This is a genomic window from Oceanicaulis alexandrii DSM 11625, from assembly GCF_000420265.1.
GTDB classification, from domain to species: Bacteria; Pseudomonadota; Alphaproteobacteria; order Caulobacterales; family Maricaulaceae; genus Oceanicaulis; species Oceanicaulis alexandrii.
The window spans coordinates 1,409,273-1,435,924 of the sequence record NZ_ATUP01000001.1; the positions used below are offsets into that span (position 1 = coordinate 1,409,273).

Here is a 26,652-nt window from a genome sequence, read left to right on the forward strand (position 1 = left end):
GGCCCATTCGCCAGGGCGCATGGGACTGCGCTTCATTCATACCTTTTTGGGGACAAGCAAATGAAATCCGTACTGATCGCAGGCGTCAGCCTGCTCTCTCTGGCTGTGGCCGCGCCAGCCCTGGCTGATGACGACGCCCGCATTGAAGAACTTGAAGCCCGCCTTGCGCAACTGGAAGCCACGAACCAGCAATTGCTGAACGTTCTGGCCGCCCAGGGCCTGCTGCCGCAGTCAGACACGCAAAGCGCGCCCGCCGCCATGCCGCATCATCCCGCGCGTGCACAGGCGGATGCGCCGATGCAGACAGCCTCCCACGGGCATCACGCTGGAACCGGCGACCATGGCGCTCATCATGGTGATGATTTCCACCAGAACCTGGTCGGCGTCAGCCCTGAGTACGGCTATGAAATCCTGGATCACGCTGAAGGCGTGAACACGCGCGCGCTGACCATTCTGAACGCGATAGACAATGGCGAACTTGATCGCCGGGTGACCCTGAGCGGCAATGTGACGGCGCTGGCCGATTACCAGGAAAGCAATTCCAACACCAAGTTCGGCTGGCTGATGCGCCATCCGACCTCGGCCAACCAGATCGGCGAGACGGTGTCTGAATTCATCGTCCACTCCGCCCAGCTGGCGGTCACAGGCCGGATGACGGACAATATCACCCTGTATTCAGAGATGCTGTACGATCCCGAGCAAAGCTTCGGATCGGGCACGCTGACCGATCTCAATCGCAACCAGATCCAGCTGCGTCGCGCCTTCGTGCTGTTCGGCAATCTGTCCGAACGCCCCTGGTACGCCGCCATCGGCAAGATGGACACGCCGTTCGGCCTGAACGACACCGTCAGCCCGTTCACCAACTCCACCAGCTGGCACGCCTTCGCCGGTCTCGCGACAGGCGGCATGGTCGGCTATTACAATAACGGCCTGCATGTGCGCGCCATGGCCATTCAGGGCGGCTCGCAATTCCGCGCCCATAACGCCCCGGTCGAAGACACGAACGTCCCCAGCCGGGTCAACAATTTCGCCGTGGACGTGAACTACACGGCCGCACTGTCTGAAGGCCGCACACTGATGGCGGGCGCGAGCTACACTGAAGCCACCGCCTATTGCCAGGCGTATCCGGTCTTCCACTTCAATCCGTGCGACGAGAGCAATCCGGGCTGGGCGATCTACGCCCGCGCCGATCTGGGGCGTCTGGAGCTTCTGGGCGAATACGCCTCGACCACCGAAGACTGGGCGGGCACCGCCTCTCCCGTGCCGATCTATTCCGCGTTTGAAGCGGTGGCGCCGAACGCCTTCACCCTGGGCGGACGCTACTGGTTTGATGTGCAATCGAGTGAAGACTTCGCATTGTCGTTTGAATTCAGCCGCTTTGTGTCTGGTGATAGCGGCGCGCCCTGGGAGAAACAGGACCAATGGGTTCTGGGTGGGTCCTACTTCATCAGCCCCTCGGTCAATCTGTTCGGCGAGCTGATCCGCACCGAAGGCTGGGTGCCGCTGAACTTCCTGTCCGGCGGCAATCTGCCCACCGGCGAAAGCTGGTCGGAACGCAACGCCAGCACAAACGTCCTCGCGCTGGGCGTTCAGGCGAGCTTCTAAGCTCCCTTCCATCTGGCACAGAAAACCCCGCCGGAGCGGTCCGGCGGGGTTTTTTATTGAGGCTCGGAAAAGCGTTACTCCACTTCGCGCTCACCCTGATCCGGCGTGTGCGGCACCACGGCTTCCTCCGGCTTCACATAGGTGTCGAGCCAGTCGATGGATTCCGCCAGCACGTGCAGCACGCTCTCACGGGCGCGGTAGCCATGGCTTTCATAGGGCAGCATGACCAGGCGCGCCGTGCCGCCATTGCCTTTGACGGCGGCGAACATGCGTTCGGACTGAATCGGATAGGTGCCCGAATTATTATCCATCTGCCCGTGGATCATCAGCATGGGCTCATCAATGTCATTGGCGTGCATGAAGGGCGACAGCATGAAGTAGGACTCAGGCGCCTCCCAATAGGTGCGGCGTTCGGACTGGAAACCGAACGGGGTCAGCGTCCGGTTATAGGCGCCCGACCGCGCGATGCCGGCGCGGAACAGGTCCGAGCCCGCCAGAAGATGCGCCGTCATGAACGCGCCGTAGGAATGGCCGGCGACCGCCACGCGCTCGCCATCGCCATAACCCCGCGCCACGCTGTCGGCGATGGCGGCTTCGGCTGACATCACCAGCTGGTCCACGAACGTGTCGTTCACCGTCAACGGATCATCGCCCACGATCGGCATGGTCGCCCGCTCCATCAGCGCATAGCCCTGGGTCACCAGGAAGCGCGGGCTGGTGCCCGCCACGCGAGAGAAGCGGTATTGCGAGCCCCGCACCTGACCGGCGTCGGACGCGGAGTTGTATTCCAGTGGATACGCCCAGATCAGCAAGGGCAGGGTGTCGCCTTCTTCATAATCAGCGGGTAGATAAAGCGTCGCCGACAGCGGCACGCCGTCCTCACGCTCATAGGTGATCAACTCCTTGCGAATATCGTTGAGCTGGGGGTGCGGGTTTTCAAAATCCGTGATGCGGGTGACGGTCTCGCCGTCATGGCGCTGCACGTTCGGCGGGGTGGTCGGATCCTCATAAGAGGTCAGGAACACCGAGCCGTCCTCAGTCAGGACATCAATGACACGCTCATAGTTTTCACCCGAATTGCGCCACAGGATCTCGGTGTCCAGCGTGTCGAAATCCACGCGGCTGAGGAAGGGACGGTCCCCGTCCGCGCTGGCGCCATCGCCAGTGAAATACATCGCGCCGTCCACCACGGCCGCGACCGAACGGCCATACGCATTGCGCACGCTGAGCGGCGAGCCCGGATCGGCGTAATTGTCCTGGATCGAGCGTTCATTGAGCAAGCGCGGGTCTGCGCCGGGGGCCGCGAAATCCACCAGCCAGGACCGCACCACGCGGGTGTCACGGTCATATTCGGTGGCGATGCCGATCTGGCCTTCAGAGGTGAACTGGGTCCCGTAATAGCGGTCCTCAAACCGAGCGATCTCCACCGGCTCGCCGTCAAACGGAGCCTCCAGCGCCCAGGCGCTGTCGCGCTCATCGGTCTCGACCCGCGGATCACCGCCATCCAGCGCTTCCGCCCAGACCAGGCGCGCCGCTGCAGAATCCTGCCAGGTGATGGACCGGCGCCCTTCGATGACGCCGCCGATGGGCACGCCGTCAGCGATGCCATGGCTGGCGATCTCCGCAACCACATCGCCGTCCATCGTCCAGACTTCGCTGGTTTCCGCAAAGCGCGACCAGGGCACGTCATAGGAGAAGGGCTGCTCAAGCGATTCCACCAGCAGATACTCACCGCCCGGCGCCGGATCGACCGCGTAATAGAGCCCCGGCTCGCCAATCTCACGCACGCGCAAGCGCCGCGCGGTGACGTCCACGGACACGATCTGGCTTTCGGCCAGCCAGGCGAACAGCGCCGCATCATCCGCGTCAGACAGCAAATCCTGATAGGTGCGCACCGGCGCTTCATAGCCGGCGGCTTCCTGGATCACCGGGCCGGTAGGCACGCGCGCGCGTTCCGGGCGCGGGCCGCGCTCATCACTGGTGAGGGTGACAAGCAAGGTCTCGCTGTCGCTCATCCAGTCGAGCGCGGAAAACACCGCGTTGACGCCCTCGTCGATAATCTCGCGGGCCTGAGCGCGTTCCATATCGGCGACCCAGACGCCGATCGAGTCGTCATCAGTCACAAGAAATGCGGCCCTGGAGCCGTCCGGCGACCAAGTGAAACCCGACAGGCCCACATCACCGGGCGTCGTAATCGCGGTTTCCTCGCCCGTCTCCAGATCAATCACCGACAGGCCGATCACAGTCCGCGGGCCATGACGACCATTGGTCTCGGCGTCGAGACGCAAACCCGCCAGACGCTCCATCGGACGCGCCATCTCGGAAATCGGCGGCAAGCCTTCGCGATGCAACAGCAGCAAATGGCGCTTGTTCGGCGACAGCGTGGTGTACGGCGCGTTCGGCGCATCCACGATATCGACGATCTCTTGCGGCGGCAGGCGATACGCCTCCTGAGCCGACGCCGTGCCGATGGTGACGCCTATGCTCAGCGCGCCGCCCAGCGCCGCACGGATAAGTATGGACATAAAGCCCTCCCCTGATTTGCGTTTTCGCATTCAGGTTAGAGTGTAACGGAGCTTTGCCTGTCCGCAGAATGACGGATTGGTAAGGGAATAGAGTTTCGTCTGGCGTTCAGGCGCCGACACAGCCCTTGGCCCGCCTCGCTGTATTGATGCAGGCCCGTGACGCAATGGCTTCATTCAAGCGCTCGGTTCGGTCCCACAACGCTTGTCGCAAGGCGGGCAGTTCTCTCTCAAGCGCCTTGATCTCAGCTTCAAGCCGACGCGTATCACGCCGGGCCTGAACAAATTGCGCGGCTGCTTGTGCAGAGTCGACGGCCAGATCACCGAGTCGATAGCGTCCGAGCCTGCCAGTCCGTCCAATAGTGACAAATCCGGGCAGGTTCGGCCCGGGCACGTTTCTCCGCAAGCGCTTCGCAATCGAACCGCTCCAATAGTCTCAAGTTGCATCCCGCCATCTTTACCCTCCAATATGGGAATTGGGGTTTAGGGGCGGTCCTCTGGGGGCGGATATGTTGCGCGCGATCAGTACTGTCAGCCTGATGTTGTTCGCCGGTGCGTGTTCACAACCTCAGCCCGCCGCGCCCGAACCGATTGTCCTGCCCCATTGGCGCGCTTGTCTGGAATTGTATGGCGGCGATGTTCATCAAATGGCGGATGCCGTCGATGAAGGCGACCATGACGCTATCGTATGCACGCTCGCCCTTCACGAAGGCCGGTATGTGGAGAGCCACAGGCGAGAACTGCTCTATCGCTATTACCGCGCCACAGGGCGCGAACCGGAGGGCCTGGACGCCTCAATCCGTCAGCTGGACCGGCAGGAGCTGGCCGCGAGCTTGCGCACCATTCATCGCTTCAGCCCCGAACTCGAAATGTTCGACACCGATTCCCGGGGCTGCCCGGTCTATGATCCCGTTGCACAAGAACTGCTGATGCGCGTGCAGACGCCGGACGACACGCACTGCCTGCCCCGTCGCTGGGGGTTGCGGTAGATATGGTCGCGATGCGTCTCAACCTAGCCATTACCGCTCTCAGCCTGATGTTGTTCGCCTGCGCCTGTTCACAACCTCAGCCCGCCGCTCCTGAACCGATTAATTTGCCCCATTGGCGCGTGTGCCCTGAGACGTATGACGGCGACCCCGATCAGATGCTGACCGCGATCGACCAGGGCGACCCGGACGCCATGCTATGCTCTCTGGCGCAGGATGAGGGCCGAGGGCTCGAGAGTTATGAGCGAGAACTGCTCTATCGCTATTACCGCGCCACAGGGCGCGAACCGGAGGGTCTGGACGCTTCGATCCGCCAGCTGGACCGCCAGGACTTGGCGATCTTCCTGCTGAACACTCATGATTTCAGTCCCGAACTCAAAATGTTCGACACCGATTCCCGGGGCTGCCCGGTCTATGATCCCGTTGCACGAGAACTGCTGATGCGCGTGCAGACGCCGGACGACACGCACTGCCTGCCCCGTCGCTGGGGGTGGCGCTAACCCGTAGAGATTACAAAAAACCCCGCCGGCTTGCGCCAGCGGGGTTTCTTTTGATCTCGCGATCAAAGGGGAGAGGATTAGTCCTCGCCGCCTTCTTCGCTGATCTCTTCGCCGGTCTCCTGGTCGATGATCTTCATCGACAGGCGCACCTTGCCGCGGTCGTCAAAGCCCAGCAGCTTCACCCAGACTTCCTGGCCTTCGCTGACCACGTCCTTGGGATGACCCACGCGCTCGTTCTTCAGCTGGGAGACGTGCACGAGGCCGTCACGCGGGCCGAAGAAGTTCACGAAGGCGCCGAAATCGACGACCTTGACCACTTTGCCTTTGTAGATCTTGCCCACTTCCGGCTCGGCGGTCAGACCGTTGATCCAGTCCAGAGCCGCCTTGATGGAGTCGGCGGACACGGCGGAGACCTTGATCAGGCCGTCATCATTGACGTCCACTTTCGCGCCGGTTTCCTCGACGATCTGGCGGATGACCTTGCCGCCCGAACCGATCACGTCGCGGATCTTGTCGACCGGGATCTGGATGGTTTCGATCTTCGGCGCGTGCTCGTTCAGAGCCTCACGGGTGCCCGAAAGCGCCTTGTTCATCTCATCCAGAATGTGGATGCGGCCGCCTTTGGCCTGGTCCAGAGCGGTCTGCATGATGTCTTTGTTGATGCCGGCGATCTTGATGTCCATCTGAAGGCTGGTGACGCCCTCGGAGGTGCCGGCCACCTTGAAGTCCATATCCCCGAGGTGATCTTCATCACCGAGGATGTCGGACAGCACGGCCACGCCTTCAGGATCCTTGATCAGACCCATGGCGATGCCGGACACCGGACGGGTGATCGGAACGCCTGCATCCATCAGCGCCAGAGAGCCGCCGCACACGGTCGCCATGGAGGACGAGCCGTTGGATTCGGTGATCTCGGACACCAGACGCACGGTGTAGGGGAAGGCTTCCGCGTTCGGCATCACAGCCGACAGCGCCCGCCAGGCGAGCTTGCCGTGACCGATTTCACGACGGCCCGGGGCCAGACGGAAGCTGGTTTCACCGACCGAATAGGGCGGGAAGTTGTAGTGCAGCAAGAAGCGTTCTTTGTAGGTGCCGGTCAGGGCGTCGATGAATTGCTCATCTTCGCCGGTGCCCAGCGTCACAACGCACAGCGCCTGGGTTTCACCGCGGGTGAACAGGGCTGAACCGTGGGTGCGCGGCAGAACGGTGGCTTCCGACACGATCGGGCGAACCTGATCGAGCGAACGGCCGTCAATGCGCTTGCCGGTCTTGATGATGCCGCCGCGCACGACGCTGGCTTCCACGCTTTTCAGGACGTCCTTGAGGACAGCCATTTCGGCGCCGTCAGGATTGTCTTCGGTGGCGGCCAGTTCAGCGACAGCTTTCTCCTTGGCGGCGGAGACAGCGGCCTGACGCTCGGTCTTGTTGGTGATGGTGTAGGCCTTGGCGATCTCGTCGCCGACCAGACCGCGCACCTTGGTTTCGAGCTCGGAATTGTCGACCGGCACGAAATCCCAGGGATCTTTCGCGGCTTTCTCTGCCAGGCGGATGATCATGTCGATCACCGGCTGGAACGCCTCATGGCCGGCCATCACAGCGCCGAGCATGACTTCTTCCGACAGCTCTTTCGCTTCGGATTCCACCATCATCACGGCGTCCGACGTGCCGGCGACCACGAGATCCAGCTCGGACTCGGTCAGCTCGTCGACGGTCGGGTTGATGACGTAGTCGCCATCCTTGTAACCCACGCGCGCCGCGCCGATGGGCCCCAGGAAGGGCAGACCGGACAGGCACAGGGCGGCGGACGCGCCGACCATGCCGACCACATCGGGATCATTTTCCAGATCGTGGCTGAGCACGGTGAGCATCACCTGGGTGTCGTTCTTGAAACCCTTGGGGAAGAGCGGACGGATCGGACGGTCGATCAGACGCGAGGTCAGCGTCTCTTTATCGGTCGGACGACCTTCACGCTTGAAATAGCCGCCCGGGATCTTGCCGGCTGCGAAGTATTTCTCTTGGTAATTCACGGTCAGCGGGAAGAAGTCCATTCCCGGCTTGACGTCTTTCTGTGCGACCGCCGTCGCAAGAACAGTGGTCTCGCCATAGGTGACGAGCACTGCGCCGTTTGCCTGGCGCGCCATGCGGCCGGTTTCGAGGGTCAGCGTACGGCCGGCCCATTCAATCGTTTCGGTTTGGATATCGAACATTTATCTCTCGTTCGTACGGTCATGTGCGGCGCCGCCGGATTGCGGTCGCCGGATATGAAAACGCCGGCGCGCCCCTTGGCGGCCGGCGTTTCATCGGGAGCGCCTAGCGGCGCAGACCCAGAGCAGCCACAATCGCCTTGTAGCGGGCTTCGTCGATTTTCTTCAGATAATCGAGAAGGCGCCGACGCTGGGAGACCAGCTTCAGCAGGCCACGACGGGAGTGGTTGTCTTTTTTGTGCGTTTTGAAGTGCTCGGTGAGGTTGGCGATACGCTCGGTCAACACAGCGACTTGCACTTCAGCAGACCCGGTGTCGTTTTCGCCACGGGCATGCTCTTTGATCAGTTCGGCTTTACGTTCTGCCGTAATCGACATCGTCTAATCGGGCTCCTAATCCCATTGAAAGACACGAACAGGCGAAAATTGACCCGCGCGTGCTTCGCCGATCGCAACGGCCCGGTCCGACCCCATGGCCACGACAGCCTTCGAATAATCCTTCCCCGCGATGTCGCGAGGTTGGCGAAGATTGCGTAGCTCTGAAGCTCGCCGGGGAGGCAAGACGATCGACCGTCCTTGCCTCAACTGAAACGCCTCGTCCTCGGTCACGGCCGTCGCCGGGATGTCGTCCAGCGCGGTCTCGACCGGAAGCAGGGCCTCCAGCGCGTGGCCCTTATGGACCAAATCCTCAAACGCGTCCAGCGAAACGGCCTGTGCGGCGCTAAACGGGCCGACCCTGGTGCGACGCAGCGCCGCCACATGTCCTTCCGCGCCCAGAGCCGCCGCCAGATCACGTGCAATCGCGCGCACATAGGCGCCCTTGCCGCATTTCATCTCGAGCACCGCCAGGTCAGGGCTCGGCGCATCCAGAAGCGTCAGATCATCAATGCGCACAGGACGGGAGGCCAGCTCGACCGCTTCACCGGCCCGCGCCAGATCATAGGCGCGCTCGCCATCCACCTTGATGGCGGAGAATTTGGGCGGCACCTGGTCGATCTCGCCGATGAACTGGCCCAGAGCGGCTTCAATGGCGTCACGATCGGGGCGCACATCGCTTTCGCCCGTGACCTCGCCTTCGGCGTCCAGCGTGGTGGTGGAACTGCCCCAGCGCAGGGTGAATTTATAGGTTTTCGAGCTTTCCTGGGCGAAGGGCACGGTCTTGGTGGCTTCGCCGAACGCAATCGGCAAGACGCCCGACGCCAGCGGGTCCAGCGTGCCGGCATGACCGGCCTTTTGCGCCTTCAACAGCCAGCGACAGCGCGACACCGCCTGGGTGGAGGTCATCTCCAGCGGCTTGTCGAGGATCAGCCAGCCATGGATTTTCTCGCCCTTCTTGCGACGCGCCATCAGTCCTCGCCCTCGTCATCGAGATCGCGTTTGACGGTGGGACGGTCCAGAACCGCGTCCACCTGGGCCACATCCTCGATGCGGTCATCCACGGCGAAGCGAAGCTTGGGCGTGAATTTCAGCTCGATCTGCTTGCCCAGCTCGCGCTGGATGAAGCCCGAAGCATGATTGAGCGCTTCTGCCACGGCATTGCGGTCACCGCCGCCCAGCAGGTCCACATAGACCGTCGCATGACGCAGGTCGGGGCTGGTGCGCGCTTCGGTGATGGTCACAGCCGCCGTGTTCACATGGGGATCGTGCACGCGGCCTTCGCGAATAATGTCCGACACCGCGCGACGCACGAGCTCGCCGGCGCGCAGCTGGCGTTGGGATTGGGCTTTCATGAATTCCTCTTGGGTCGCCTGGACGCGTCCGGAGTCCAACCGGAGCGCATCGAGTTTGCGAAGGGCGGGTGTGTACAGCGCCCAGCCCTGTTATGCAAGGGCGGCGCGCCTAGTGATTGACCACCAGCCAGGCCCCGACGCTGAGAAAGCCGGCGCCCAGAATGCGCAGCAGGGTCACCGAGCGCTCCTCAATCCCGAACAGGCCGAAATGGTCAATCGCCATGGCCGCGATCAGCTGGGCGGCGAACAAGAGCGCAAAGAACGATCCCGTGCCGATCTTCGGCGCCGCCCAGGAGGCCGTGGTCACAAACACCGCCCCCAACGCTCCGCCGATGACAAACAGGTGCGGCGGGGTGTTGCTGATCCGCTCAAGACTGGGCCAGCCGGCGCGATAGGCCAGCACCGACACCGCCGCGAGCATGATCAGCGCCCCGGCGGTGAAACTGACCAGCGCCGCACGCAAGGGCGACCCCAGATGCCCGGACAGCTGACCGTTGAACGCCGGTTGCGCGGCGACCATGGCGCCGGCGATGACGGTGAGGATAAACGGGGCGAGCGTGTTGATCGGCATGGAACAGCCTCCTTCACAGCCGGGTCAGCGCATCCAGAAGCGCGGAGTGAGGACATAGAGCGCCACCAGGATCTCCAAACGCCCCAACAGCATTTGCAGACATAAAATCCATTTTGCCGGATCGGGAAGCGTCGAGAAATTACCCGCCGGTCCGATCACCTCGCCCAGGCCCGGCCCCACATTCGCAATGGCGGTGGCCGAGGCGGTCACCGCGGTCAGAAAATCAAGACCGAAGGCGGACAGCGCGACCGCCCCCGCCGCGAAGCACGCCACATACAATCCTGCAAACAAGGCCACCGAGGCGCTGTCCGCCGGCGTCAGACGCCGTCCGGCATGATGGGCCACCGTGATCGCATGGGGCGAGGAGGCGGCCTGCAGACTGGCCCAGGTCGATTTGAGCATGATCTGGATGCGAAAGACCTTGAACCCGCCCGCCGTCGAGCCGGCGCACCCGCCCAGAAAGGTCAGGAAGAAGATCGTGGCCATCGCCAGCGGTCCCCAGAGCTGGTAATCGCCCGCTGCATACCCGGTGGTCGTAAGCACAGAGACCGCATTGAACAGCGCCAGACGCAGAGCGTCAGGATGCTCGGGCGGACCGCCCAGCTCGGCGGCGAACAATAATCCGCTCGCCAGAGCCACGATCGCCAGCAAGCCCATGATCTCTTCAAAGGCGCCCGGTCGCCGGCCTTCATGACGGCTGACCGCTCTCACATAGGCCAGAAACGGGATGGCGCCCGCCAGCATGAAGACGATCGCCACCCATTGCGCGCCGGCGGAAAAGCCGCCCATGGACTGGTCCGTCGTGGAATAGCCGCCTGTGGACACAGTGGTCAGGGCGTGCAGCACGGCGTCAAACCTGCTCATCCCGGTGAAGACATACCCCAATGCACACAGACAGGTCAGCGCCAGATAAAGCCCGGCGATGACGCCCGCCAGATGACCGGGCCGGGCGATCAGCTTGTCCGGTGAGCGATCGGAGGATTCCAGATGAAACAATTGCATTCCGCCTGAGCGCAACAAAGGCAGGATGGCGATGGACAGGCCGATGATCCCGATCCCGCCAATCCATTGCAACAGGGCGCGCCAAACCAGCAAGCTGGGCGGCTGCGCCTCCAGATGGCTGATCACCGTCGAGCCCGTGGTGGTGAGCCCGGAGACCGTTTCAAAGATGGCGTCGGTGATGCTCAGCCCCACCGCTTCTTCATGCAACGGGATCGCCATCAGCAAAGGCAGGCCGAACCAGGCGCCCAGGGTCAAAATCACAGCGCCGCGAAACCCCAGCCGCGCGCGCTCTCCCAGCCCGACCAGCGTCAGCACGCCGCCGAGAAAGCCGGAGATCAGCATGCAGGCGGCAAACCCTTCGCCGGCCCCGTCATGAACCAGAAGGTGCGAAGCCGCCATATGCAGGCCCGCCAAAACAGCCAGGCCCAGACACAAGACGCCCCAGATCAGGGACACATTTCGCAAATGGGGCATCATGCGCGCACCTCCAACGCCCATCCGGAACCGCCGGAGGAACGGCCATGTCGCGATAAGGCGGGGTCTTTAGACCTGTGTTTGAAGGGGTTCAAGTCTGTCGCCTCCTGAACAAGGGATATCCCCGGACTTGAATTTGAATTGAATTCAATTCAAATTTTTGTCTGGAGGTGATGATGAACGTCCTGACACCCATGACATCCGGTCAGCCTGGCCCCCTGTCAGCCCCCACCCTGCGGGGTCGGCGCACGCGAGAAAAACTGATTGATGCAGCCCGCGGCGCGTTGATTGAGGGCGCCGGAGCAGCCGAAATCACCGATATCGCCAACCGCGCCGGCGTCTCAGCCGGACTCGCCTATCATCATTTCGGCTCCAAGGACGGTCTGGTCGCGGCCGTCGTGGAAGATTTTTATGACCGGTACGCCAGCATTGCGAACCAGAACTTTCGGGGCGAAACCTGGGCCCAGCGTGAAGTGCAGCGCGTGCGTGCGGTCGTCCGGTTTTTCCTGGAAGAGCCGTTTACCCGCACCCTGTTTGGCCCGCTGGGCCGTTCCAGCAGCGTCATGCAAGCCGAAAGCGTCTGCATGGCCATGCTGATCGAGCGTGGCGCGCGCAATATTTCACAAGGCCAGATGGACGGAGACCTGCCACGGCAAGCCGATCCCGAGATCGCCGCAGCCTTCGTGCTGGGAGGCTTGCGGCAATGCATGTCGATGGCGCTCAAAAACGCCGCCAATCCGGATGTGGACCAACTCGCGCACGCCATCTGGATCCTGATCGCCCAGAGCCTGGGACTGAGAGAGGGCAGCAAGTCATGAGCGAGACCCGAACCCTTGAAAGTCAGAACGATCTGTTCACGGCGGACCTAGCCGGGAAGCACAAACAGACCGCTGTGATTGGCCATCCGCCATCCAGTGATCTGCTCAAAGCCTATGATCGCGACGGCTATGTCATTTTGAAGGGGCTGCTGAGCGATGAGGTGCGCGAGACCGCTGAGGCCGCTTTGCGCAACCTGCTGGGTCCGACGGGCCGCAATGATTTTGAAGGCTTCAAGACCCAGCGTGCGTATGCGGTGTTAGCCAAGACACGCGCCCTGGACCTGCTGATCGCCCATCCGCAAATCCTGGGGATTCTCAAAGCACGGCTCCACGCCCAACCGCTATTGTCCGCCAGCCTCGCCATCAATATCGGGCCTGGGGAAACGCCGCAGCTGCCCCACGCCGATGACGGGTTCTACCCGGACATGCGGCCGGACGCCCGCCATGGTCTGTCTGCGATCTGGGCGTTTGATCCCTTTACGAAAGACAATGGAGCCACGCGTATCTGGCCCGGCAGCCATCGCTGGGCTTCCGACCGCCGTCCCGGCCCTGAAGACCCCTGGACGCCCGCCGTCATGGAGCCGGGCGACGCTCTGGTTTTTCATGGCGGGCTCTGGCATGCGGGCGGCGAGAACACGACCGGCGACAGCCGACTCGCATTGACCGCGCAATATTGCGCGCCCTGGCTGCGGACCCAGGAGAATATGAGCCTGTCTGTGCCGCCAGACGTCGTCAGAACCCTTGATGCGCCTCTGCCGTCACTCCTGGGCTATCAGATCCATCCCCCTTTCATGGGCCATGTGAACGGCATGCACCCCAACCGGCTTCTGGATCCGTCACCCTGATCCTGCCTGGACTCAAACCCGCAGATGCGGGGCGCGTTCGTCCCGAATCGCCATCTTCTCGGCGATGATCTCAACGGCCAGGCGCTCATAAAACGCCTGGTCTCGCACCGTCCGCCGCCAGTACAGCAACACCGGATGAATGGCGTCCGGGTGCGCCAGACGGCGAACCCGGAACGCAGGGTCCCGGATCGCCTCGCCGAGCGCATAAAGACTGGGCAGGACCGCAACAGCAGAACTGCGCGCCGCGATCTGCCGGATGGCGTCCAGACTGGATCCGCGATACTCGGTGCTGAGTTCGGCGCCAGCCTTCTGAGCCAATTCAGCGACAATCTCCGACAGGTGAAAATCCGGGCTCAGCGTCACAAGCCTGCGTCCTTTGAGAGCCTCGAGCGGCGCCGGCTCCACAGGCTGCATCAGCTCATCTTCCGGCGTGCTGCAAATCCACAGCGTCTCTTCAAACAGGGACTTGGTGCAGAAATCAGCCTGCGGTCCGCGTGAGGCGATGACAAAATCCACCTCCCCCTGAGCAAGCTTTCCCAAAAGCTCCTGGGAGGGCCCTTCAATGAAGCTGATTTGCAGATCGGGAAAAACCGACCGCAAACGCTGCGTAAATCGCGGCATGAAATAGGCGCCGATGGAGGGCAAAACCCCCGCGTTCAGATGATAGGCCTGCCGCGTCCGCAGCTCTTTCGTCTTCGCCTTGAATCCATGGGCCTGATTGAGCAGGGCGCGGGCGTCTTCCAGCAAGGCCTGGCCGGGCTGGCTGAGCGTGACCTGTCGCGATGACCGCTCAAACAGGCTTACTCCCAACTCCGCTTCAAGCGTTTGTATTTGCTTGGAGAGGCTGGGTTGAGTGACCGCCAGCTTGTCCGCCGCCTTACGGAAAGAGCACAGCTCCGCCACGGTCACAAAATACTCGATCTGGCGCAGCGTCGGCCGCATATCCACCCCTATCCATGCCCTGAAGCTATCAATCTAAGGCATAGTTTCCATTAGCAAACATCGCAACGCCCCACTAGCTCAGTGCGTATGGGCGACACGCCCTCCACAGCAAAGGGATTGTCATGAAAACATTCACTGTTTCCGCCATGCTCGCGTCGACATTGGCGCTGGGCGCCGCGCAGGCCTCCGATCATGCGATCACGGGCGCTGATGTTCAGGCCGCTCAAGAGGCCTGGGGCGCAGGTATCGTCGCGATCGGCGCCGCCTATACTGCCGGTGAAGACTACGAGGCTGCTGCGCGCGCGCATATCGAACAGTTCTACGCCTATGACGGACACACGGTGTTGTTCAAACCGACTTTGGCGTCTGAAGACCAGTTCCGGGGCGACTTCGACGAAGCCCTCTCCTACTTCGTTGGCGGTGAGATCGAGGAAGATGGCGGTTTCGCCATCGCGCCCTACACCCAGGTGCGCTGGGAGAATGAAGCCACAATCATCGATTCTGACAGCGCGATGGCCATGGGCAATTACTTCTTCACGACCACCGAAGGCGAAGAAGTGAAGGTGGAATACAGCTTCGGCTATGTTCAGGATGAAGACGGCGCGCTGAAAATCGTCCTTCACCATTCCTCGCTGCCTTACACCCCGAACTAGATCGGGCAACGCAGCGCGGGTCGACTGCCCCTCGCGCTGCGCCCTCATCAAGGCTTGCGACCACGGATCGTGCGGACTGCCCTGTTTGGAGCAATGTCCCCTCGCCACTCCGGTCAGACGCACGAAAAAGGGCGGCTCTATGAGCCGCCCTTAATCATTTCCAGTCCATCAAAGCGAGGTCTACAGCGAGCGCTGGATTTCCTCGACTTCGAAACATTCGATCACGTCGTTGACCTGAATGTCCTGATAGTTCTCGAACGCCATGCCGCACTCGGTGCCGGCGCGCACTTCAGGCACTTCGTCCTTGAAGCGGCGCAGCGTGGACAGATGCCCCTGGTGGATCACCGTATCGTCACGCAGCAAACGCACGCCACAGCCGCGCTTCACCACACCCTCGGTCACGCGGCAACCCGCCACGCGTCCGGTCTTGGTGATGTTGAAGACTTCCAGCACCTGGGCGTAACCGATGAAGGTTTCGCGTTTTTCCGGCGCCAGCATGCCTTCCAGCGTGCCTTTCACGTCGTCGATCAGATCGTAGATCACCGAGTAGTAACGGATCTCCACGCCTTCTTTCTCGGCCAGGTCGCGCGCCTGCTTGTTGGCGCGGACGTTGAACGCGAAGATCGGCGAACCTGAGGCCTGGGCCAGCAGAACATCGCTTTCCGACACGCCGCCGGCGGCCGCATGGACGATCTTGGCCCGGACTTCCTCGTTGCCGACTTTTTCCAGGGCGCCGATGATCGCTTCGGCCGAACCTTGCACGTCCGCCTTGATCAGCAGCGGCAGCTCCTGAACTTCGTTGGACTTCAGCTTGGCCATCATCTGCTCAAGCGATGCGCCGCCGCCCGTCCGGGCCGCCGCAGCCTTGTCTCGCTTGACGCGTTCGCGGTATTCCACCAGCTCGCGCGCACGCGCTTCGCTGTCCACCACGGCGAAGACTTCACCGGGCTCCGGAGCGCCGTCGAGGCCGAGAATTTCGGCCGGCAGGGACGGACCCGCCTCTTTCATTTGCTGGCCGCGCTCGTTGACCAGCGCGCGCACCTTGCCCCACTGGGCGCCGGCCACGACGATGTCGCCGCGCTTCAGAGAGCCGCGCTTGACCAGACAGGTCGCAACCGGGCCGCGGCCCTTGTCGATCTGGGATTCAATCACAACGCCTTCCGCAGAGCGATCCGGGTTGGCTTTGAGCTCCAGGATCTCGGCCTGAAGGTTGATGGCGTCCATCAGCTCATCAAGGCCGGTTTTCTTCAGCGCCGAGACCGGCACCGCCTGAACGTCGCCGCCCATGTCTTCCACGAACACTTCGTACTGAAGCAGCTCCTGAAGCACTTTCTGAGGATCGGCGTCGGGCTTGTCGACCTTGTTGACGGCCACGATCATCGGCACGTTGGCCGCCTTGGCGTGGCTGATCGCCTCGATGGTCTGGGGCATGACGCCGTCATCAGCGGCCACGACAAGGATCACGATATCGGTCGCCTGGGCGCCGCGAGAGCGCATGGAGGAGAACGCTGCGTGACCTGGCGTATCCAGGAAGGTGATCTTGTCACCGGATTTCAGCTCAACCTGATAGGCGCCGATATGCTGGGTGATCCCGCCCGCTTCGCCAGCGGCCACATCGGTGGACCGCAGGGCGTCGAGCAGCGAGGTCTTGCCGTGGTCGACGTGACCCATGACCGTCACCACAGGCGGGCGCGGCTTCTGGCTGTCTTCGGGATCCTCATCAGAGATGAAGCCGGTCTCCACGTCCGCCTCGGCGACGCGTTTCACGGTATGACCGAACTCCTCGACGATCAGCTCGGCGATGTCGGCGTCCAGCATGTCGTTGGCGCGGACCATCTGACCCTGGGTCATCAGGAACTTCACCACGTCCGCCGCACGCTCGGCCATACGCTGGGCGAGGTCCTGAACGGTGATCGCTTCAGGCACGACCACTTCGCGAGCGACCTTGTCGCGCGACTGGCCGCCCTGGCTGCGACGCTGCTTTTCACGCTCGCGCGCCCGGCGCATGGACGCCAGCGAACGCTGACGGCCTTCATCATCCTCAACGAGGTTCTGAATGGTCAGCTTGCCCTGACGGCGCTTGGGCTCTTTGGTGCGCGAAGGTTGCGCCTTGTCGCCGCCCGGCGCGTCTTTCTTGGACTTCACCCGGCCGCCCATGGACTCAAGGATGTTGCGCGTATCCTCGGCATCGCCGCGATCGGCCTTGTCCTTGCCTTTGTCCGCCTTGCGAGACGGTGTCTTGCCAGACGGTTCCTCGGGCTGCTCGATGTCAGCCGGCGCAGACTTCTTGGCGGGCTTGGCGATCTTCGCCTGTTCGGCGGCGAGACGCGCAGCTTCCGCTTCAGCGATCGCGCGGCGCTCGTCGTCTTCACGACGCTGACGCTCTTCTTTCTCGCGCTGACGCATGTCCTCGAGCGCGCGACGTTCTTCGTCTTCGCGCGCCTGACGGGCCTGCTCTTCGACCTTCTGCTTGGCGGCGCGCTCTTCTTGCTCGGAGCGGGCGCGCAGAATGGCCTGCTGGCGCTTGATCAGTTCTTCTTCAGACAGACCCAGCTGCTTGGCTTTGGCGGCCAGCGCCGCGCGCGTCTTGTCTTTCTGGGTCAGCGGCGCGCCGGATTTGCCCGTCGCGGCGTCCTTGCCGGCAGGCCCGGGGCGCTTGCGCTTCTTCTCCACTACGACAGACTTCTGGCGTCCGCGCGCAAAACTTTGCTGCACGGTTCCAGAGGAACGTCCACCGATGGAGAGAGGCTTGCGGCCCGAATTATTGCGTTCGTCAGCGTCGCTCATAAGCGTCCTTGCCGCGGCTTTAGACATCTTCGGGCGGAACCCGGCCGCCGCGTGCGCCAGGGTCCGTCATCTGTTCAGGTCGCCTCCGGGAAGACCCGGCCTGAAGGCCCGCTAAACTAGCCAGCTTCCAAGGCGTTTCAACTCTTCTGTGCGCCTGGGCCCGCAGGATCGAGGTTAACGAACCCTGCAAGCTTCGACGCGAGGGCGGAAATCCCCGCCGCTTCCGGTCCTTGGGCCAAAGCCCCGTGAACCGCATTCCCAACGCCCAAGGCCCGACTGAGGGCGTCAGCGTCATAACATCCCAGCACCGGCGCGTCGCTTTCGATCGCCTTCGCCAGGTGGTCCAGCTTCTTGCGCCCGTCAGGGGCGGCGTCACTGGCTTCCAATCTCCACGCCGGTCCTGGCTCGGTCTGCAGCGCCAAACGCACCGCATCACTTCCCAGTTCCAGCCGGCCGGCGCGTCTCGCCAGCCCCAAAAGGTTCAGAACGCGCGCTTTCAGCAGCGCTTCGAACTGATCGGCCAAATCGTCAGGGGCCTCGACCGGTTGCTCGAACGCCCGGTTGAACAGGCGTTTTTTCACAGCCTTGTCGACCAGGGCCCTATCCGCCGTCACCCAACCGCCTCGGCCAGGCAAGCGCGCAGCCACATCGGGGGTTACGCGCCCTTCAGGGCTCAGCGCCACGCGAAGGAGGTCTTCCTCCCCCTTCACCTCTCCGGTGGCGACGCATCGGCGTTCGCGCACCGGTTTGGATCGGCCATGTCGCGCCCCGCGGCTCACGACTTCTCGTCTTCCTCCGTCGTGTCAGCGTCCAGGAGGTCAGCCAGATCAACACCCAGCTTTTCCGCTTCTGCTTCCAGATCGGAAAGGTCGATGTCTTCCAGATCGACATCGGAAGCCTCTTCGTCAAGGGCGTCGGCCTCAACCTCTTCAGCCTCGGGCTCAACTTGCGGCAGATCCTCTTCGGAAATCCAGCCGGCGATCACGCGCGCGCGCATGATCAGCATCTCGGCGTCTTCCGCCGACATGTCAGAGCCTTCCAGGATGCCCGGCTCGCGCACGCGCTCGCCATCGCGCGTCTCATACCAGCCGCGCAGATCGTCCGGGGTCAGACCCGCAAGATCCTCAATGGTGCAGATCTCGTTTTCGCCGAACTTGACCGCCATCGGCAGGTCGACGCCTTCGACCTCAAGAACCGCGTCTTCCACGCCCAGCTCTTTGCGGCGGGCGTCTCGCTCAATGTCGCGCTTGTCGAGATACTCACGCGCCCGGGTCTGGATTTCCTGAGCCGTGTCGTCGTCAAAGCCTTCGATCACCGCAATTTCTTCGAGATCGACGAAGGCGATGTCTTCCACTTCAGCAAAGCCTTCGGTGGCCAGCAGCTGGGCGATGACCTCATCCACATCCAGCGCATCCATGAAGGTGCTGGTGCGAACCGAGAATTCTTTCTGACGGCGCTCGGATTCTTCTTCCTCGGTCAGGATGTCGATGGCCCAGCCGGTCAGCTGGCTGGCCAGACGCACATTCTGGCCGCGACGGCCGATGGCGAGCGAGAGCTGGTCGTCAGGCACGACCACTTCGATGCGCTCGGCTTCATCATCGAGCACCACTTTGGCGACTTCCGCCGGCTGCAGGGCGTTGACGATGAAGGTCGCGGGATCGGGATTCCACGGAATGATGTCGATCTTTTCGCCAGCCAGCTCGTTGACGACAGCCTGGACCCGGCTGCCGCGCATGCCCACGCAGGCGCCGACGGGATCAATTGAGCTGTCATTGGAGATAACGGCGATTTTCGCGCGGCTGCCCGGATCGCGGGCGACGCGCGGAATCTCGATCACGCCTTCATAGACTTCCGGCACTTCCTGCGCGAACAGGGCGGCCATGAAGTCCGGATGCGCGCGTGACAGGAAGATCTGCGGACCGCGGGTCTCTTCGCGCACGTCATAGATATAGGCGCGCACGCGGTCATTGACCTGCAGGCTTTCGCGCGGAATGCCGTCCGAGCGACGGATAATGGCTTCCGCCTTGCCCAGATCGATGATCACATTGCCGTATTCGACGCGCTTGACGATGCCGTTGACGATCTCGCCGATGCGATCCTTGTACTCGTTGAACTGGCGCTGGCGTTCAGCTTCGCGCACTTTCTGCGTGATCACCTGCTTGGCGGTCTGCGATGCGACGCGGCCAAATTCGATCGGGGGCAGTTCTTCTTCGTAGAAGGTGCCGATTTCGGCTTCGGGATCGCGTTTCTTGGCCTCATCCAGCGTGATCTGGTGCGCCTCGTTCTCAACCTCTTCAACCACGGTCGTGCGGCTGGTCAGACGCATCTCGCCGGTCTTGGGGTTGATGTTGCAATGGATGTCGAGCTCCGCGCCATAGCGCGAGCGGGCCGCCTTCTGGATCGCCTCTTCAATGGCTTCCAGCACGATCGACTCGTCGATCATCTTCTCCTGCGCCACCGCGCGGGCGATTTGCAGGATTTCCAGCTTGTTGGCGCTGACCCCGATGGCCATATCCGCGTTCCTTCTCGTTCTACTCGTCGGCCTGACCGTCTTCGCCCTCGATGGGACCGCGGGCCTTCAGGCTCGCCTCCACCAGAGCGTCGGTCATCACCAGCTTGGCGTCTGCAATCCAGTCAAACGGGATGACAGCCGTGTCTTCCTCGCCCGCCAGATCCATCAGCACGTTCTCATCCTCGATCCCGGCCAGCATGCCGCGGAAGCGCTTGCGGTTCTCCACCAGGCGATCGAGCTCGATCTTGGCTTCAAAGCCTTCCCAGCGCTGAAAATGCGACAGCGCGGTCAGGGGACGGTCAATGCCTGGCGAGGACACTTCAAGATCATACTCGCCAGAGACCGGATCCGTCTCCTCGAAAACGTCCGACAGCGCGCGGGACAGGCGCGCGCAGTCTTCCACGACCATGGTCCCGTCATGACGCTCCGCCATGATCTGAACCAGGGTCTTCTTGCCGCCCATCACGCGCACGCGCACAATCTCAAGATCCAGCGTTTCGGCGATCGGTTCTGCGATCTCGAGGATCCGTTGGTCTTGAGGGCTGCGTGCTTTCATGGGCGTCAAATATCTGTGTCTGGTCCGGACTGCGAGTACGAAAAAAGCGGCCCGGATGCCGAGCCGCTCGAACATGCCGTCCGGCATATCGAACTGTTGCGGGGCTTATACTTGCAGATCCACAAAAAAGCAATGGGGCGGGCTCAGCCACCTTTCCATACTTTAACTCCTCACGCCCGCACATTCGCGGACAATGAAGATCCAACAGGAGGCTCACCATGGTTATCGCACTGACCGCGCTCACGCTGGGACTGACACTGCTCGCCCAGGATGCACCGAGTTTTGACGCCCTTGCCCCGGACGCGCGCACGCGCCTGGCTGGCTGCGGCGTTGATGAGACCCGGTTTCTATCGCTTATGGCGCTGGAGCAAAACGCCTTTGATCAGGATTTTTCAGGCGGCTGGCGACCTGTCGGCGATCAGCCGGGCTGCGAACAAGCCGCTGCGGATCTGCTGATCGCTTACATGGATCAGTCGCCGCATTTCAATCCTGAGCGGCCCGGCGTAATCGGCTGGCATGCAGGACAAATGCTCGCCATGAGCGGCGAAACAGAACAGGCCATCGCCTATTTCGACGCCGCCCGCTTCTCCAACGCCGACTGGAATCTCTATGTCGACGCCACCATCGCCTTCATGCGCAGGGACCGAGCGGCGGCGGAGGCGGCGCGGGCCGCCCTTGCGACCATGCCCCCCAGCGAGGAGGAGATGGCCGCACGCCGTCAGTTCCTCGCCGACAATCCACACATTCGCATGCCGGATGGCTATGTGGAGCAACCCCAGAATCTGAATGTGGTCGACCGGCTTTTGACCTGCTGGGACGCGCCCTATGCCGACGCCTATTCGGGCGCCTGTTAGAGCTAGATCTTCAGGAAATCAAAGAACACCGGCTCGATGTCGCCCAGATGCTTGGACTGATAGCGGGTGACAATGTGGTCGGGCGGATTTTCACGCCAGTCTGACGCCTGTTCGCCCGTCCATGTCAGCCCCTCCGTATCCATCAGGATCGGCAGGGCGTGATCGGCGTAGGCGCGCACATCCGTCGCCACGCGCAAACGCCCGCCCGGCTTCAACAGACGTGCAAACTCGGCCGCGGTGTCGGGCTGAACGAAACGGCGCTTGGCGTGACGCTTTTTCGGCCAGGGGTCAGGGAACAGCAAGAAGATCTTCTCGAACGCCCCATCGGGCATGCGGATCATTTCATCGCGGGCGTCCGAGCGTTTGACGCGCACGTTCTTGAGATCGTGATCGTCGATGCCCACCAGCGCTTTCGCAACACCGTTCAGAAACGGCTCAATTCCGAAAAAGCCGGTCTTTGGCGCGCGTTGCGCCTGACCGATCAAATGCTCGGCGCCGCCAAAGCCCACTTCCAGCACGTATGTCTCAAAGCCAGGAAGCAGCGCCTTGGGGTCCAGATCACCTTCATCGGGCCATTGCAAAGCCGGCAGGCGCGTCTCCACCAGCGTTTGTTGACGCTCGGTCAGTTTGTGCCCGCTTGCGCGGCCATACAGGCGCCGGTTCTGGGGACGGTCTTGAGATTGGGCGTCGGGTCGAGTCTGGGTCATGACGGCCCTTTACCGGCCCTGCGCAAAAAAACAAAGAGCCGGGCTGAAACAACCCGGCTCCCTGCACAGTCCGTTCGAGGCGCTTACGCCAGCGATTTCAGCGCGTCGACGAGATCGGTCTTCTCCCAGGAGAAGCCGCCATCCGCGTCCGGCGTGCGGCCAAAATGACCATAGGCCGAGGTGCGCTCATAAATCGGACGGTTCAGTCCCAGATGGGTGCGGATGCCGCGCGGGCTGAGATCGACCAGCTCTCGCAGGCGATTTTCCAGCCTGGCTTCATCCACATCGCCGGTTCCGTGCGTATCGACATAAACCGAGAGCGGCTTGGACACGCCGATGGCGTAGCTGAGCTGGATGGTGCATTTGCGCGCCAGACCAGCCGCCACGACGTTCTTGGCGAGATATCGCGCCACATAGGCTGCGGAGCGGTCCACCTTGGTCGGGTCCTTGCCCGAAAACGCACCGCCGCCATGAGGCGCCGCGCCACCATAGGTGTCCACGATGATCTTGCGACCGGTCAGACCGGCGTCGCCATCAGGTCCGCCAATGACGAACTTGCCGGTTGGATTGACATAGAACTCGTCTTCAGGCGGGAACCAGCCCTCGGGCAGCACCGATTTGACGACCGGACGCACCAGCTCTCGCACGTCGTCCAGGCTCACGCCGTCCTTGTGCTGGGTGGAGACGACCACGGAGGTCACGCCGACCGGACGGCCGTTCTCATAGCGCAAGGTCACCTGGGATTTGGCGTCCGGCTCGAACTCGGGACGTTCGCCAGACTTACGCTGCCGCGCCATCTCCTTGAGGATCTGGTGGGAATAGGTGATCGGCGCCGGCATCAGCTCAGGCGTTTCATCACAGGCGAACCCGAACATGATGCCCTGATCGCCTGCGCCTTCATCGGCGAACGACCCGGAGCCTTCATCCACGCCCTGGGCGATGTCCACGGACTGTTCGTGCAGATAGTTCTGAACGTCAGCGGTCTCCCAATGGAAGCCGTCTTGTTCGTACCCGATATCACGCACGGCGCGGCGCGCAGCCGCTTCAATCTCGTCATCCTTGATCGCGCCGGCGCAACGCACCTCGCCCGCCAGAACGATACGGTTCGTGGTCGTCAGCGTTTCACACGCCACACGGGCCACCGGATCCTTGGACAGAAACAAGTCCAGAATCGCGTCGGAAATGCGGTCGCATACTTTGTCCGGGTGACCCTCGGACACGCTTTCGCTGGTAAAAAGGTAAGACGAACGGGCCAACAGCGTGCTCCATATAAAGCGATCTTTATATGGCTGGCTTAAAGCCTATTGGCGCACGGAAAGCAAGACCCGACCGGTCACGCTTGAGTTAGGACGCAGGCTCGGTCGCAGTTGCTTCCGCTTCTTCAGCGGCCAGCGTCCGCACCAACTCAAGAATTCGGCGGCGCACCTTGGAATCCTTGATGCGCGCGAACGCCTGCGCCAGCGCCACGCCATCAGCAGACTGGATGAAGTCATCGACGATCGGAGTCTGATCACCCTCAGAAAAGCCAGGCTGCCCTGCGCCCTCATTCACACCGTCGTAGAAAAAGGACACCGGCACGTCGAGCACGCGCGCCAAATTCCAAAGGCGTCCTGCGCCAACCCGGTTCGTGCCGCGCTCATACTTCTGAACCTGCTGAAAGGTCACGCCCAACTCTTCACCCAGCTTTTCCTGGCTCAGATTCAGAAGCTGACGACGAAGCCGGATACGCGATCCTACATGGCGATCAACCGCATTCGGACCTCTCGGATTGGCAGTCATCTCATATTCCTTATCTGCGAAAGCATACAACCATAGTTTGGTCTGATGCGATACGCTCAACGCCCCTCAGCCGGTCGCGCGCCTCTACCTGAATGCGTAAATGACACAACCGTTAGACAATGCATGACTGCAGCCAAAACAAGCGAAGCAATCACCCAGAGTGCATTTCCATACACCCCATACGGCGTATCGCCTAATCCTTCAAGCAATGTAATCAACAATACTTCAGTTGAACTTGACGGAATGGATTCAATGAGCCGACCATAAGGATCGATCTGGCCAGATATACCTGCAGCAGCGACTCTAACCAGCGGCAATCCTTCTTCTATCGCGCGATATTGAGTTTGGTTAAGCAACTGTTGAGGGCCAGCGGAATTCCCGTACCAAGAGTCATTTGAAATATTCAACAACCAATCGGGTCTATTTGACTGTCTTGGTGAATACCTGGAGTACACAGCCTCATAACAGATCAAAGGCGCCATACTCGGCAACCCGTCCAGTGCGAGAGTTTGCGCTCCGCTGCCTGGACTGTAATAGGGCGCGATCTCCGACAAGCTTTCAAAGCCCATCCAGTCGGTCAGCGACAGGAATGGATTGCTTTCGCCAAACGGCACCAGTCGCGATTTATCGTACTGCGCCTCAAGGATCGGGCGATTATTGTCGATTTTCATGGAAACGAGTGAATTAAAATATGCGCGCGGACGACCGTTCAGGCCCCGATCCGTCCGCGCCGTGCCGGTGATCAACCGCGTCCCGGAGGGTAAGGCGTCCGCGATTTCCGCCAACAGATCAGGCGACTCCAGCAACATCGCCGGGATCGCGCCTTCGGGCCAGATAATCGCATCCACATCGGTCAAGTCCGAGGACAGCGCCAGATACTGATCCAGAATGTCATGACGCGCCGCGTAACGTTTCTCCTCCTGAGGCAGGTTGAGAGACACCAATTGCAACTGATAATCGCTTTCGACTAAAGTCTGAGCCTGACTCAACCGGATTTGTCCGAAACTCCAGCTGGCGGCGATCAGAACAAGCCCGATAATCAGAGGGACAGACCTCGACAGGCGCGAGCCTGGACCACTGAACGCGGCCGGTGCTGAAAACAGGCAGAGCGCCAGCACAGACAAGCCGTAAGCGCCCACCAGAGCCGCACTCTGGCTGATCGCGCCTCCAGCTTCAAACACATGGCCCGGCAAGTTCCACGGAAAGCCTGACAACACCGTGCTACGCAGATACTCCACAGCCATCACAATCAGGATGAACACGGCGATCCGGCCGGCATGAGCCGGAGCGCGCCTGACATAGACGGCGCCCGCCAGCCCCCAGAACAGCGCCAGCCCCGCCGGCAGCAAGATCAGAGGCGCCCATATCAGCCAGGCATGGTCGCCAGCGCTGACCAGGAAGGCGTTCGCCACCCAGCCTGTACCCGCCAGAAACTGGCCGCTGGCGAACCACCAGGCGCGGACAAAGCCGCTGCGCAAAGGTTTCGGGCGGCGTTTGGCGTCATCCAGCGTCAGGACCAGAGCGGTGAGCGCCACGGCGTAAGCGGGCCAGATGAAAAAGGGCGCATGCCCGAGCACGCCGAATGCGCCCAAGCCGAACAGCACGGCGAAGAGCCGCCAGCCTGACAGCGCGCGATATCCCGCCCGAAGCCGGCGCAGGCGGGGCAGGACGCCGGTCATGGTCTAGTCCGGACTGATGGCGCCAGCGGCCATCCGGCTGGCTTCATCGCCCGCCAGCGTCGATCCGGCGCCCGGCTTCACGCGCAGGCGCTTGATCCGACGCGGATCAGAATCGAGCACTTCAAATTCAAAGCCGGAGGGGTGCGCCAACACCTCGCCGCGCTCGGGCACGCGACCGGCCAGGTGGAAAACCAGCCCGCCGAGCGTGTCCACATCATTCTCTTCTTCTTCGGTGGCGATCTCGCAACCCACGACCTCTTCAAGGTCCTCGATCATGGCGCGCGCATCCGCTTCCCAGCAATGCGGACCCTTGGCGAGGATGTTGGGCGTCTCCGCCTCGTCATGCTCATCCTCGATGTCGCCCACAATGGGTTCGATCAGGTCTTCAAGGGTGACGAGCCCATCCGTGCCGCCAAATTCATCGACCACCAGGGCCATGTGCATGCGCCGAGACTGCATCTTCAACAGCAAGTCGAACGCGCGCATGGAGGCGGGCACATACAGCAGCGGGCGACGAATAGCGGGCAAGATGCGCATATCGCCCCAACCATCCGGCCCGCCCTCAGAGCCTTCCTCTGCGAAGCGGGACATATAGCCCAGCACGTCCTTGATGTGCGCCAGCCCCACAGGGTCATCCAGCGTCTCGCGGTAGACCGGAAGGCGCGAATGCGTGGCGTCGCCAAAGGTGCGCGTCAATTCCTTGAGCGGCGTTTCAATGTCGATGGCGACGATGTCGGCGCGAGGCACCATCACATCATCCACGCGCATGTCCTGAAACTCGCGCATATTCACCAGGAATGCGCCAGCATCCATGGGATCAGGCGCGCCGTTCACAATCGGCTCAACGTCCTGGGTTTCGGGGCGCGCCCCGCCAAAGGCCCGTTTGAAACGGGCCAAAAGACTTCGCGAAGACGGATCGTCGTTCATG

General features: G+C 62.1%; 24 protein-coding genes. 7 read left to right on the forward strand and 17 right to left on the reverse strand.

Annotated elements, in window-relative coordinates:
- Positions 1-60: 60 nt before the first annotated feature.
- A complete protein-coding gene (locus G405_RS0106915; protein WP_022700786.1) occupies positions 61-1,605 on the forward strand; it encodes a porin in 1,545 nt (514 codons plus the stop codon).
- A 74-nt stretch (positions 1,606-1,679) separates the two neighbouring features.
- Here the strand turns inward: G405_RS0106915 and G405_RS0106920 are convergent, their stop codons facing one another.
- The gene (locus G405_RS0106920; protein WP_022700787.1) at positions 1,680-4,130 is read right to left on the reverse strand and encodes a S9 family peptidase; all 2,451 of its coding nucleotides are present in this window, start codon (positions 4,128-4,130) and stop codon (positions 1,680-1,682) included.
- 506 nt (positions 4,131-4,636) lie between these two features.
- Here G405_RS0106920 and G405_RS0106925 point away from each other — a divergent pair.
- A complete protein-coding gene (locus tag G405_RS0106925; protein WP_022700788.1) occupies positions 4,637-5,116 on the forward strand; it encodes a hypothetical protein in 480 nt (159 codons plus the stop codon).
- A gap of 11 nt (positions 5,117-5,127) precedes the next feature.
- Complete coding sequence (locus G405_RS0106930) at positions 5,128-5,613, forward strand: hypothetical protein (protein WP_169447502.1); 486 nt, start codon at positions 5,128-5,130, stop codon at positions 5,611-5,613.
- Between the two features lie 77 nt (positions 5,614-5,690).
- On the opposite strand, the gene pnp is transcribed toward G405_RS0106930, so the two are convergent.
- From pnp to G405_RS0106960, 6 genes are all read right to left on the reverse strand, one after another.
- Positions 5,691-7,820, reverse strand: coding sequence for a polyribonucleotide nucleotidyltransferase (gene pnp, locus G405_RS0106935; RefSeq protein WP_022700790.1), 2,130 nt, complete (start codon positions 7,818-7,820; stop codon positions 5,691-5,693).
- 103 nt (positions 7,821-7,923) lie between these two features.
- Positions 7,924-8,193, reverse strand: coding sequence for a 30S ribosomal protein S15 (gene rpsO, locus G405_RS0106940; RefSeq protein ID WP_022700791.1), 270 nt, complete (start codon positions 8,191-8,193; stop codon positions 7,924-7,926).
- A gap of 15 nt (positions 8,194-8,208) precedes the next feature.
- Positions 8,209-9,162, reverse strand: coding sequence for a tRNA pseudouridine(55) synthase TruB (truB, locus tag G405_RS0106945; protein ID WP_028284600.1), 954 nt, complete (start codon positions 9,160-9,162; stop codon positions 8,209-8,211).
- Positions 9,162-9,584, reverse strand: coding sequence for a 30S ribosome-binding factor RbfA (gene rbfA, locus G405_RS0106950; RefSeq protein WP_028284601.1), 423 nt, complete (start codon positions 9,582-9,584; stop codon positions 9,162-9,164). Before rbfA ends, truB begins: the two co-directional genes overlap by 1 nt.
- Before the next feature lie 70 nt (positions 9,585-9,654).
- A complete protein-coding gene (locus tag G405_RS0106955) occupies positions 9,655-10,116 on the reverse strand; it encodes a DMT family transporter (RefSeq protein WP_022700793.1) in 462 nt (153 codons plus the stop codon).
- Between the two features lie 24 nt (positions 10,117-10,140).
- Positions 10,141-11,595: a TrkH family potassium uptake protein gene (locus G405_RS0106960; RefSeq protein WP_022700794.1), complete on the reverse strand. Its 1,455-nt coding sequence runs from the start codon at positions 11,593-11,595 to the stop codon at positions 10,141-10,143.
- 173 nt (positions 11,596-11,768) lie between these two features.
- Between G405_RS0106960 and G405_RS15270 the strand changes: the two genes are divergently transcribed.
- Positions 11,769-12,410 (forward strand): TetR/AcrR family transcriptional regulator, encoded by a 642-nt coding sequence (locus G405_RS15270; protein WP_169447503.1) that lies wholly within the window; start codon positions 11,769-11,771, stop codon positions 12,408-12,410.
- A complete protein-coding gene (locus G405_RS0106970; protein WP_022700796.1) occupies positions 12,407-13,255 on the forward strand; it encodes a phytanoyl-CoA dioxygenase family protein in 849 nt (282 codons plus the stop codon). Before G405_RS15270 ends, G405_RS0106970 begins: the two co-directional genes overlap by 4 nt.
- 12 nt (positions 13,256-13,267) lie before the next feature.
- Here G405_RS0106970 and G405_RS15275 read toward each other — a convergent pair whose 3' ends face one another.
- On the reverse strand, positions 13,268-14,197 hold the full coding sequence (locus G405_RS15275; protein WP_022700797.1) for a LysR family transcriptional regulator: 930 nt from the start codon (positions 14,195-14,197) through the stop codon (positions 13,268-13,270).
- A 122-nt stretch (positions 14,198-14,319) separates the two neighbouring features.
- Between G405_RS15275 and G405_RS0106980 the strand changes: the two genes are divergently transcribed.
- Positions 14,320-14,850 (forward strand): phosphoribosyl-AMP cyclohydrolase, encoded by a 531-nt coding sequence (locus G405_RS0106980; RefSeq protein ID WP_028284603.1) that lies wholly within the window; start codon positions 14,320-14,322, stop codon positions 14,848-14,850.
- Positions 14,851-15,030: 180 nt separating this feature from the next.
- On the opposite strand, the gene infB is transcribed toward G405_RS0106980, so the two are convergent.
- The 4 genes from infB to rimP form a co-directional block, all read right to left on the reverse strand.
- Positions 15,031-17,637, reverse strand: coding sequence for a translation initiation factor IF-2 (gene infB, locus G405_RS0106985; RefSeq protein WP_022700799.1), 2,607 nt, complete (start codon positions 17,635-17,637; stop codon positions 15,031-15,033).
- Between the two features lie 137 nt (positions 17,638-17,774).
- Positions 17,775-18,416: an RNA-binding protein gene (locus tag G405_RS0106990; RefSeq protein ID WP_022700800.1), complete on the reverse strand. Its 642-nt coding sequence runs from the start codon at positions 18,414-18,416 to the stop codon at positions 17,775-17,777.
- The gene (gene nusA / locus G405_RS0106995; protein WP_022700801.1) at positions 18,413-20,149 is read right to left on the reverse strand and encodes a transcription termination factor NusA; all 1,737 of its coding nucleotides are present in this window, start codon (positions 20,147-20,149) and stop codon (positions 18,413-18,415) included. The genes G405_RS0106990 and nusA overlap by 4 nt, the downstream gene beginning before the upstream one ends.
- Positions 20,150-20,168: 19 nt before the next feature.
- A complete protein-coding gene (rimP, locus tag G405_RS0107000) occupies positions 20,169-20,705 on the reverse strand; it encodes a ribosome maturation factor RimP (RefSeq protein WP_022700802.1) in 537 nt (178 codons plus the stop codon).
- A 218-nt stretch (positions 20,706-20,923) separates the two neighbouring features.
- Between rimP and G405_RS15280 the strand changes: the two genes are divergently transcribed.
- On the forward strand, positions 20,924-21,559 hold the full coding sequence (locus tag G405_RS15280; protein ID WP_022700803.1) for a hypothetical protein: 636 nt from the start codon (positions 20,924-20,926) through the stop codon (positions 21,557-21,559).
- Between the two features lie 2 nt (positions 21,560-21,561).
- Here G405_RS15280 and trmB read toward each other — a convergent pair whose 3' ends face one another.
- The 5 genes from trmB to G405_RS0107030 all read right to left on the reverse strand — a co-directional run bounded on the left by trmB (position 21,562) and on the right by G405_RS0107030 (position 26,651).
- Positions 21,562-22,266 (reverse strand): tRNA (guanosine(46)-N7)-methyltransferase TrmB, encoded by a 705-nt coding sequence (trmB, locus tag G405_RS0107010; protein ID WP_022700804.1) that lies wholly within the window; start codon positions 22,264-22,266, stop codon positions 21,562-21,564.
- Positions 22,267-22,349: 83 nt separating this feature from the next.
- Entirely contained in the window at positions 22,350-23,522 is a 1,173-nt protein-coding gene (metK, locus tag G405_RS0107015; protein ID WP_022700805.1) for a methionine adenosyltransferase, read from the reverse strand.
- An 88-nt stretch (positions 23,523-23,610) separates the two neighbouring features.
- Positions 23,611-24,045 carry a helix-turn-helix domain-containing protein gene (locus G405_RS0107020; RefSeq protein ID WP_028284604.1) on the reverse strand — a complete coding sequence of 145 codons (435 nt, stop codon included), beginning with the start codon at positions 24,043-24,045 and terminating at the stop codon, positions 23,611-23,613.
- Positions 24,046-24,101: 56 nt separating this feature from the next.
- Positions 24,102-25,724: an apolipoprotein N-acyltransferase gene (gene lnt, locus G405_RS0107025; protein ID WP_022700807.1), complete on the reverse strand. Its 1,623-nt coding sequence runs from the start codon at positions 25,722-25,724 to the stop codon at positions 24,102-24,104.
- 3 nt (positions 25,725-25,727) lie between these two features.
- Complete coding sequence (locus tag G405_RS0107030; protein ID WP_022700808.1) at positions 25,728-26,651, reverse strand: hemolysin family protein; 924 nt, start codon at positions 26,649-26,651, stop codon at positions 25,728-25,730.
- Position 26,652 lies beyond the last annotated feature (1 nt).